This is a genomic window from Kribbella sp. NPDC056345, assembly GCF_042262745.1.
Classification (GTDB): domain Bacteria; phylum Actinomycetota; class Actinomycetes; order Propionibacteriales; family Kribbellaceae; genus Kribbella.
This window is the reverse complement of sequence record NZ_JBHJQQ010000001.1, coordinates 235,697-245,780: the sequence shown is the minus strand read 5'-3', so window position 1 is coordinate 245,780 and position 10,084 is coordinate 235,697. Positions and strand designations below refer to the sequence as shown.

Here is a 10,084-nt window from a genome sequence, read left to right as displayed (position 1 = left end):
GGCCCCGGATCAGTAGTTCGTCAGCTGCAGCCGTGGTTGATGTCCGGAGTTGTCTCGGTCTGGTCCTGCCAGTGCGCGACGCCCTTCCAGTAGCCGCAATCGGTGCCCGGCCCGAACCACGCGGCCCCACCCGAGTACGCGTTCGCCTCGTCGAACTTGGTGAACGGCCCGCTCGCGCTGTCCGACCGCCACAGCTCGACCCTGACCTCGGTGACACTGGTCGAACAGCCGTCCAGCGAGACGGCGACGTACAGCATGTTGGCGCTGGAGTACACGCCCTTCGCGATGTGCAGGTCGCAGGCCTGCGTGCCGGCCGTGCTCGCCTGAGCCGGCGCCGCCATCCCCACGACAGCCGCTGCCATCGCGGTGGCCGTAACCAGAAGCTTCCTCATCCCCAGTCCCTTCGGTTATCAATTAACGAAAGAAGAAACAGATTAGGTCACTTGGTAACCGAGGTCGAGCCTTTCGACGCGATTGGTAGCAGGCCCGGAGGCCGGGTGGCCGGGACGACCTGCAGATCGTCGAAGACTGCCGTTCCGGTGCGGCCGTTGCCACCGTTCGCGGCGGTCATGAAGACGCCGACGTCCTGGGTCGTCTTCGTTCCGGGCGCAGCCACCACGCCGACCCGGGTCCAGTGCACGCCGTCGGCCGAGCAGTCGCCGGTAAAGCCGCCGGGACCACGGTGCAGCCGGATCCACGCCGGTGCACCGATCCCGGGCGCTGTCCGGACGGTGTCGAACCGGCCGTCGCCGTTCTCGTCGGAGCTGAGCACGCAGCCGTTGCCCGGTGTCACCGCCAGGTTCACCACGCCGAAGTTGTCGGGCCCGATGCCGTTGCGGACGAACAGACCGGCCCGTCCCCACGGGGCAGTGTCGTCCTGCCGCAGAACCTTGGCGGACACCAGGTTCTCGTGCCGCAGCGCCGCCGGCCGGTAGACCGTGCCGAACTCCTCGACCCCGAGCCACAAATCGGAGCCACCGCCGTGGATCGCGATCTGACTACCCCGCTGCGCGAACGTCGAGTAGTTCGACGAGAAGGTCCGGTACGACGCGTCGGGTGCCGCCCCGGTGACGAGTCCGGCCCCACCGGTCACGGTCCCGGTCTTGGTGCCGTAGGTGACCCGTGCGGCCACACTGACGAGCCCAGTCAGCGCAGCTGGGTCCGGTGCTGTCACTCGCCAGCGGGCAGTGAACGTTGCGTCCGGCGTCAGTTCGTCGACCGACAGTGCGGTCAGTGGTTCGGCATGCACACCGGGCGGTGTCTGCACCGAGAGCTGAATCGCTTGGGCGCTGGCAGCAAAGCCGTTCGTGTTGCGCAGTACGGCGGTGAGAGTGCCGGAGCCGTTAGGAGCAACGACAACCGGGTCAGCGGCCACGTCGAGCCTGGCCAGCATCGAGTCCGCGGCCAGCCGCTCGTACAGCTCGGAGGCGACGGTATACGTGTCGCCGACCGGACTGGTCGGGAGCACGTTGCGCTGCCGCGACCACTGCGCACCAATGGCGTACCAGTCGATCGGTTGCGCCAGCTTGCCCTGTTGCAGCGCAGTCTCCAGGCCGGTCAGGAACAACCGCCAGCGGGGAAGGTAGAAGTCACCGACCAGACCGCCCAACAGCCGCCGCGTGTAGTTGAACAAGTGTGCTTCGGTCGCCCGCTCGCCCCACGTGGTCATCAGAGCGCGAGTGTCGTACTCCAGTACGGCGGCCTCCGCGTCGCTGGCGGCCATGGCGCGCGCGTCGGCGAGTAGCGGGCCGAACAGCGAGTCCTCGTGAGTTGCGAGCAGCTTCTCGAGCAGACCCAGCAGTTCGAGCCACTGGGCGTTCAAGCGACGCAGGCTCGTCAGGTCCTTGGCGTGGTACGCCGCCGCGATCTGTGGCAGCAGGTCGCGACTGTGGTTGTCCAGCACCTGCCGGCCGACATCAACCAGGTCGTACCGGTACGCGCTACTCGCCCGGGCTGCCGGCGCGACCTGCAGCAGCTCGGCGAACGCTTGGTCGAAGGCAGCGACCGGGTAGTTCAGGGGCTCGGTGCGGGCGTCGAGCTGGGGACGGTTGGCGAGGAAGCCAGTGCCTTCCTTGGCCGTCCAGAAGCTCGGCGTGCTGTACGCGGTCTCGCTCAGCCGCTTCCAGACCTGCTGGGCGTGCACGTCGGCGACGCCGTACCGGGCGCGGGCATACTCGGCGAACCACGCGTCCAGATCGACCGGGCCGTCCTGCCACGGCAGTTCCAGGAAGAACTCGACCGCGACGGGGTTGTTCTCGATCGCCTCCGGCATCAGCGCGATCCCGGTCACCCGGCTGCCGGCCTTCCGCCGCCACTCGTGGAACTTGGTGTTCCAGGTGTGGAGCGCTGCGCTCATGTTGGTGTGACCGCCGAAGTTCCAGATCGTGCCGAACGCGTACGGCGCTTGCTGGAAGTCGGTCTCGCGGTCCGTGATCTCGGCGGCTTCGCTCATGCCGTCCAGGATCAGCATCTTGCTGCGGTCGACCGCCTCGAGTGTCTGGGGCAGCGGGTTCCCGATCCAGCCCAGGATCGCCCACCGGGCGTCGGGGTGGGCCGCGTTCAGTGCGACCTGAACCGCGCGCGACGCCGCACCGATCGGAACCTGGCCGGCCGTGCCACCCTCGTGCAGCAGGTCCATCTTGTACAGACCGGTGGCGCCGAAGAGTTGCTTCTGCACGGCGTAGAAGGTCGACGCGACCTGGCTGAACACCGGAGTCGTCGGGTCGAGCCAGTCCGGCCGCTCGAGCCCGTCGACCCAGGTTCCTTGGGGCACCGTGAGGACGCCGCCGTTGCGGGCGGAGAAGCCGGGCGGAACGGTTCCGAAGTACCCGGGGAAGACCGGCGTGATGCCGAGTGAGCGCATCCGGTCGGCGATCTGGCGGCCCAGCGCGACCCGGCGGTCGAGCAGTTCGGTCGAGACAGGCTCGTTGAAACAGCACATGTTCTGCATCAGCCACCACGGCTGGTGGGCGGGCTGCGGAATCCAGTCCCGGATCTCGAGATCGGAGTACCCGAACCGCTGGAAGGTCTCCCGGTACACGGCCTCCTGACCGACGTACAGCAGGGCCTCGTTGACGCCGTTCAAGGCGAGGACATCGAGGTGGCGCTCCCATTCCGGCCAGGACTGGTACGGACCGGTGTAGCCCTCGTTGGTGTCGTTGAGAGCGAAGCGGTGCTCGACCGTCGAGGTCCGGCTGATGGGGGCCGTGGGCAACGGAAGGGTCGCGGGGAGCTGACTGCCCATGATCGAGACGTCGGCGTGGGCGACCTGCTTGAGGTACCGGTTGAAGCCGGTGAGCAGGGCGGGCGAGCTGTTCGCGCTCACCTCGATGCGCCCGCCCACGGCGGTCACGCGAAACCACTCGGCGGCCTGGTCGGCTTGCAGGCGCAGCGAGACCTGATCAGCGCGCGCCTTGCCCACGACGCGCTCGAGCAGTGCCCGTACGGCGGGTGGTCCGTCGTCCGCAGCCTGCGCCGGCAGGGTGGTGAGTACCGAGGTGAGCAGAGCGGCCGCGGTGAGCAGCGCGGCGAACGGGCGTCTCATGCGGTTGATTGTCGGCGCAGGGGTGATCGGTGGGTATCGTTTCGATCAGGCTCGTAGTGAGGTGGTACTGATGCGCCGAGAGATGTCGATCCCGTTCGAGACCCGCGGGCACCGTGGGCTGATCTCCGTGCGTGTCATTCCGAACGACGATCCCTGGGCCTCCGGGCACCAGCTCGTCGTCCCCGACCTGGACGCGGAGTCCTTCCGCGGGTTCCCCGTGTGTACGGCGGGTCTGCGGTACCACGGGCAGGGGATCGAGGCGATCATGGGCTGGATCCAGGTGGTCACCAACGGCGGGTCCGCCACGGTCGACCTGGTCCCGAACCTGTCGAGTGTCGATCCCTTCTCCAGCTACGGGTATCTGCCGACCTTCTTCGACGCCCCGGTCCACCCCGATGACCCCGACGGGAGCTGGCGGGCCGACACCTTCCTGGTCGTCGTACCGGATGTCATCCGCTCGCGCGTCGTGGAGCCGATCGCTGGGTTCTCCTGGGGGTACGAGCTGTACTCGGGCAGGCCCGAGCTGAGCGACGTCACCTCGCTGGCTGCTCGGGACTGGGCTGGTCATCGTTCCTTGCTGGAGACCAGCCACCCGGCCTGGACCTTCGCCTAACTGACGAAGATGTCGATGCGGTTCGGTCCCCAGGAGACGATCGAGCCGGCCGGGCGCGGGCGGGCGGCGACGGGCTCCAGCCAGCCGGCGAGGGCGGCCGTGTTCATCCGGAGGATCTCCGTGGCGAGCGGCCAGTCGAGGAAGTTGAGGGTGTCGTTGGCGGAGTGGATGTGCCCGTTGGCGCTGTCACTGCCTTCAATCGTCAGGACCGCGGGGATGCCCGCGGTGATGAACGGGACGTGATCGCTTGCGAACGGGTGCAACGAGGTCTCCACGGCGAGACCGGTGTACGTCGCGGCCGCGGTCGCGAGGTCGTCGACCAGGCCCGAGGAGAGCGGGGCTCCTTCCAGCAGAACAGTCGGGGTGGTGCTGTTCTTGCTGGCGATCATGTCGAGATTGAGTACTGCGCGGATCCGTGCCCGCTCGGCCGGCGGCAGCGCGGCGACGTACTGCTTGCTGCCGTAGAGCCCCTCCTCCTCACCGCCGAAGAGAATCAACCGGATGTCGTGCTGCCAGGTTCTGGTTGCCAGCACGCGGCCTAGTTCGAGCACGCCGGCTGAGCCGCTCGCGTTGTCGTCTGCGCCGGGCGCGGGTGCACTGGCACCGCCTGCCAGGTTGATCGAGTCCAGGTGGGCCGTCACCAGCACCACACCACCGCCGGAGCCGGTGCGTTCGCCGATCAGATTCTGCGACGGTTTCGTGCCGACTGTGATCGGCTGCCGCCGCGTTTGGTAGCCGAGGGCAACCATCCGCTGCTCGGCGTACTCCACCGCCGTGACGAACGACGTACTGTGCGAGTGCCGCGTCGGCAAGCTCGCGAACCACGTCACATCAGTCTGGTACGACGCGGGGTCCAGCTCCGCGAGTAGTCCCGCAATCGCCGGATCGACGCGTGCTGCAACCGGATCGGGCCGTCCCACGATCGTTTCGGGCCGGAGCTTTTCGACGCGCCAGCAGTGGTTGGAGCGGCGCCGCGGCTTGTCCGCCGCTGAGATCACCAGGTGCCGCCCGCGATCGAGCACCGGCTTCACTCCGGGGAACTCGTCCTGGAAACTCCGCCCGACCTGCGTCACCAGCAGCAGCCCAGGCGCCGTCCGAGCGCCCCGCCCGACTCCGTCCCCGGCGGCGCCCCAGACGACGCTCCGCTCGCCGAACTGCGCGACCTTTGCCTCGTGCCGCGCCACCCCGCCCTGCCTCGACTCGGCGGCGTGCGCCGGTACCACGTCAGTGGTGGGGATGACGCGGTACCGGACGGGTGCGGTGGGCATAGCTATTCCTCCCAGCGGATTTCCAGGCGGTCGGGGGTCGCGGTGACGATGCGGCCGTTGGTGAGGCGGCCGTCGGCGGACCAGCGGCCGGCCGGGCGTTCCTCGGGAGCGTCGCCGCGGCCGATGGCGTATTCGAGCAGCGTGCCGTCCGGGCGGAACTGCACCCCCCGCCGGCCGCGGGCCGGCGGGAAGGCGTAGTCGTCACGGCGGTAGACGGTGACCCCGTCGTGGTCTTCCTCGAAGGAGTGCGTCCACCGGCCGGGCAGGTGGGTGGTCAGCTCAGCACCACCTCTCCAAGGGGCGGCGCGGTCGGGATGGTGACCTTGAAGTCCGAGATCGTGCCGCCGAGTGCTTCGTAGCCGTCGATCGACGGTCCCCAGGCGGTTCCGTCCCACCACTTGTGATAGAGCTGGCTGTCAGTTCCGGTGACGAACACGTCCAGCCGGTTCGGTCCCCACGAGACCACGCGCGGCTCGTCGGTACAGACGCCGCCGAGTGACTCCCACCCGGACCACGTCGACCCGTCCCACCACTGGTGGTACAGCGCGGAATCCGTGCTGAGAACGAAGACGTCCAGCCGGTTCGCATCCCACGAGACGACGGTCGGCGCCGACGTACAGGTCCCGCCGAGCGACTCCCAATCGGACCACGCCGTACCGTCGAACCACTTGTGGTACAAGGCGGAATCGGTCCCGATCACGAACAGGTCGAGCCGGTTCGGACCCCAGGCGACCGCCCGCGGTGGCGAAGCGCAGACGCCACCGAGGGACTGCCAGCCCGACCAGGCCGCGCCGTCCCAGCACTGGTGGTACGTCGCGTTGTCGGTACCGAGCACGAACACGTCCAGCCGGTCGGGGCCCCAGGCAACTACTTCGGGTGGGCTCATACAGATTCCACCGAGGTATTCGTAGCCGTCGACCGACGGTCCCCAGGCGGTCCCGTCCCACCACTTGTGGTAGAGCGCGCGGTCGGTCCCGAGCACGAATGCATCCAGGCGGTTCGGTCCCCAGGTCGCCAGTCGCGGCGGGCTCATGCAGACGCCGCCGAGGTTCTCCCAGCCCGACCAGCCGGCTCCGGCGTACCACTGGTGATAGACCGCGTGATCGGTCCCCAGCACGAAGGCGTCGAGCCGGTTCGGTGCCCACGACGCGACTTCGGGCGCACTCAGACAGATCCCGCCGAGGTTCTCGTACCCGGTGACCGACGGTCCCCAGGCCGATCCGTCCCACCATTTGTGGTACGTCGCCAGGTCCGTCCCGAGCACGAACGTGTCCAGCCGGTCCGAGCCCCACGACACCACCGAGCCGGCCGGTTCCGGCGTACCGGATCCGCTGCCGCCCGTCACGGGTAACGTCGAGCGGACCGTGTCCAGACAGGCCTCCATCCGCGCGACCTGGTCGTGGGTGAACATCACCATGCCGCGGTCGTCGGTGTAGTCCATGTAGTTGACGAACAGGTCCCCGTTCGGCCCGTTGCTGCAGGACAGCTTCGGGAACGTCGGTACGCCGAAGTTCGGGCCACCGGCGTTCGGGGTGTCGGCGCACTCGTCGGTGCCGCTGCAGCCGGTGCCGTCGTCACCCCAGATGTGGAACAGGTTGAGGTAATGGCCGACCTCGTGGGTCGTCGTCCGGCCGAGGTTGAACGGCGCGGCCGCCGTACCGTTGGTGCCGAACCCGGAGTGCAGGACGACCACACCGTCGGTCTCTGCCGGCCCACCCGGGAACTGTGCGTACCCGAGCAGTCCGCCTCCGAGCTGGCCGACCCAGATGTTCAGGTAGCGGTCCGTCGGCCAGGGGTCGATACCGCCGGTCGCCGACGACTTGATCCGGTCGTCCGTGCTGAACGACGCAGCTGTCGTCTGCGTCCGGGTGACCCCGGTCGTCGGGTTGCCGGCCGGGTCCTCGGTCGCCAGGAAGAACTCGATCCGCGAGTCCGCGACCAGGCTCGTGAACGGTGCCGGCACGAATCCGATGTCGCCGTTGGTCGCCCGGAAGTCGTGGTTCAGGACGTCGAGCTGGCTGTCGATCTGGGCCTGCGAGATGTTCTGCGCGGACGTCTTCCACACCACATGCACCACACACGGGATCCGCACGACACCGCTGAACCGTTGCTGGCGGGCCACGTACTGCGTTGTCGCGTTCTCCAGTGCCGACCGGGCGGCGGCGTACTCCGGTGAGGTGGTCAGCAACCGCCGGTGCACGTCCATCACACCGCACCGCCGACGCGCCGGATACTCGGTGCTGCCCGACGAGCCACCGCCACTCATCGTCGGGTTGCCACCCGCCGCACTACTCATCGCGCCACCACCCGGCGCTGCGTTCATCCCCGCAGCGCCCCCGGTTGCGCTGCTCATCCCCGTGGCCGGCGTGCCGTTCGCCGACGCTCTCCCGTTGGCCTTCCTCGGCATGTCCATCCCCCTAACGCAGGGGCACGTGAAGCAGGCCGGCACCTGCCGGACCGTCGAGCCATCACCCCCAGCGCACCCCACGGCCGAGGACGGCTCGTCCCGCCCTCTCCCGCCGAACAGTCGGCCCCCAAGTCACTGCTCTGCCTTCACCATCCTCCGATCACGCCGCGCGCACAACCCCTTACGAGACTAGGAATTCCCAGTTCGTCCGCTGCGCGACGGGACGGAAGCCGAGCTTGTTGTTGACGGCGATCATCGGCGTGTTCTCGGGTGCGTTCCAGGTGTGCAGTACGGCGGATCGCGCGACACCTTCTTGCAGTGCGCGAAGGTTCGGCGCCTTCACGGCGAGCCCAAGTCCGTTACCACGATGGGATCGCCGGACATACGTGTCGTACTGGCTCAGCCGGTCCGGCGTCTCCGGCGTACCGCCCATCTGCGTGTACGCCGCCAGTTCGCCACTCGCGGTGTGGACAGCCGCCGTGGCATAGGTGAACCGTCCTTGAGCAATCCGCCGGGCTTCCGCATCGCGAATCAGCTCGGGCGTCCAGTGCACGGTGTCCGTGGTGCGCTCGCCGGCCGGAACGTCCTCGCTCATCCCGGTCTGCAGATCGGCGAACTGCTCGATCCATTCGTCCGGCGTGTGCTCCCGCCACTGCACAATCTCGTACCCAGCAACGGGTTTCTCCGCAATGACGATCGGAAGTTCGAGCACTTGATGCAGCTCGGCATGTTTGCGCACGAACCCGCGAGCGCGGGCGAACGCCGTACCGGCGCTCTCACCAGTCACCGGATCCCCGGTCAGGTCCGACCCGCTCAGCACCCGTCGGCCGGCTTGTCGTGCTCGCTCGATCGCAACCTCCAGCAACCGCGAGCCGACTCCACGCCGCCGGTGTTCCGCCGCGACCGCGATCTCCACCTCGACCGTGTCCGTGCTCCCCACCAACCACCAGTCGAACCAGGCCACTCCGAGCCAAACTCCGTCGGCTACTGCTCCGACCCCATCGGCCCGCACCTCAGCGTGCTCCCGAGCCATCAGCACCCGAGCCTCTTCGAGCCCCATCCCGACCGGAAACTCCAGCTCCCGCCGAACCCCGTACTTCACCTCATAGAACTTCCGGAACGCATCAACGTCCCGCCCGTCCACCGCCACGATCTCCATCTCAGACCCTCCCGCCGTCGCCAACGACATGTAGTAGTCCCCGCGGCTGGCTCATCCGGGGTCTCGTTGAGCGTGGCGGTCGGCTCGCCGAGCGACTACTACGTGTCCTTCGCGACATCTCATCCCTCCGCTGTGAAGTCGTTGAGGAGGTCGGTGATGAAGGGGTGTTCGCCGGGGTTGGGGTCGGGGCGGCGGGTGCGGTAGTAGGGGATGGCGATCATCGAGGCGGAGAGCGCCCAGCCGCGGGCCCGCGCCCAGGTCGTGCTGTCGACCTCCAGTGCCTCGCGGAAGGCTCGCCGGGAATCGCCTTCGAAGATCCACCAGGCGGCGAGCACGTCAGCCGCCGGGTCGGCGGCCCAGGCCGTGGCGAAGTCGATCACGGCCGAGAGGTTGCCGTTGGCAACCAGGATGTTGCCGGACATGAGGTCGCCGTGTACCCAGCGGGGTGGGCCGGTGTAGGTGTCGGCGGCCAGGGACGCCTCCCAGGCGGCGAGGACCAGCTCGACGTCGAACTCGTCCCGCAGCTGATCGAGCGCCTCGCGGAACATCGCGTCCCGCGGGGCGAGCGGCGTACCGCGGCTGAAGGGATTGTCCGGCGGAACGGGGGCGTCGGTGGTGTCGACGGTCTGCAGGCAGCGGATGAACTCGGCGAGGTCGCGGGCGGTCGCGTTCGGGTCGGCGAGCTGGTCGAGGTCGAAGGGTTCGCCTTCGAGCCAGCGGTAGACGCCCCAGGTGAAGGGGTAGTCGGCGCTTGGTTCGCCGAGGGCGAGCGGTTCGGGTACGGCGAGGGGGAGGTGTGGGGCGAGCTTGGGCAGCCAGGCGAGGTCCTTCTCGACCTGGCCCTGCGTACCGGGCGTCCGGGGGAGCCGGACCGCCAGGTCCTCGCCGACCCGGAACGTCACGTTGTCGGTCCCCGAGGCGGTAACAACCTCGATCGGGGCACCCGACCACTGCGGGAACTGCTCGGCCAGTAGACGCGCCACCAGCTGCGCGTCGATCTCTACTTCGTCATCGTGCAGCTTCGCGACTTTCGACATAGCCAGCGAGCCTCACACCGACCGTGCCGCCGGTCAATCGACTTTCCTCCGGGCGA

The 10,084-nt window shown here is 68.4% G+C and carries 8 protein-coding genes; 1 reads left to right on the top strand and 7 read right to left on the bottom strand.

Features of this window, described 5'->3' with window-relative positions; genetic code table 11:
- Positions 1-20 precede the first annotated feature (20 nt).
- Both ACFCV3_RS01185 and ACFCV3_RS01180 read right to left on the bottom strand, forming a co-directional pair.
- On the bottom strand, positions 21-392 hold the full coding sequence (locus ACFCV3_RS01185) for a hypothetical protein (RefSeq protein ID WP_376024969.1): 372 nt from the start codon (positions 390-392) through the stop codon (positions 21-23).
- Positions 393-439: 47 nt separating this feature from the next.
- Positions 440-3,544, bottom strand: a complete 3,105-nt coding sequence (locus ACFCV3_RS01180) for an alpha-N-acetylglucosaminidase TIM-barrel domain-containing protein (RefSeq protein ID WP_376024967.1) — start codon at positions 3,542-3,544, stop codon at positions 440-442.
- Between the two features lie 70 nt (positions 3,545-3,614).
- Here ACFCV3_RS01180 and ACFCV3_RS01175 point away from each other — a divergent pair, with 70 nt between their 5' ends.
- Positions 3,615-4,157 carry a hypothetical protein gene (locus ACFCV3_RS01175; RefSeq protein ID WP_376024965.1) on the top strand — a complete coding sequence of 181 codons (543 nt, stop codon included), beginning with the start codon at positions 3,615-3,617 and terminating at the stop codon, positions 4,155-4,157.
- Here ACFCV3_RS01175 and ACFCV3_RS01170 read toward each other — a convergent pair.
- From ACFCV3_RS01170 to ACFCV3_RS01150, 5 genes are all read right to left on the bottom strand, one after another.
- Positions 4,154-5,425 carry a M28 family metallopeptidase gene (locus ACFCV3_RS01170; protein ID WP_376024963.1) on the bottom strand — a complete coding sequence of 424 codons (1,272 nt, stop codon included), beginning with the start codon at positions 5,423-5,425 and terminating at the stop codon, positions 4,154-4,156. The genes ACFCV3_RS01175 and ACFCV3_RS01170 overlap by 4 nt on opposite strands.
- A 2-nt stretch (positions 5,426-5,427) precedes the next feature.
- Positions 5,428-5,589: a hypothetical protein gene (locus ACFCV3_RS01165; RefSeq protein WP_376024962.1), complete on the bottom strand. Its 162-nt coding sequence runs from the start codon at positions 5,587-5,589 to the stop codon at positions 5,428-5,430.
- 110 nt (positions 5,590-5,699) lie between these two features.
- Positions 5,700-7,832, bottom strand: coding sequence for a M43 family zinc metalloprotease (locus tag ACFCV3_RS01160; protein WP_376024960.1), 2,133 nt, complete (start codon positions 7,830-7,832; stop codon positions 5,700-5,702).
- 181 nt (positions 7,833-8,013) lie between these two features.
- Entirely contained in the window at positions 8,014-8,991 is a 978-nt protein-coding gene (locus ACFCV3_RS01155; RefSeq protein WP_376024958.1) for a GNAT family N-acetyltransferase, read from the bottom strand.
- Between the two features lie 119 nt (positions 8,992-9,110).
- Positions 9,111-10,028, bottom strand: a complete 918-nt coding sequence (locus ACFCV3_RS01150; RefSeq protein WP_376024956.1) for an aminoglycoside phosphotransferase family protein — start codon at positions 10,026-10,028, stop codon at positions 9,111-9,113.
- Positions 10,029-10,084 lie beyond the last annotated feature (56 nt).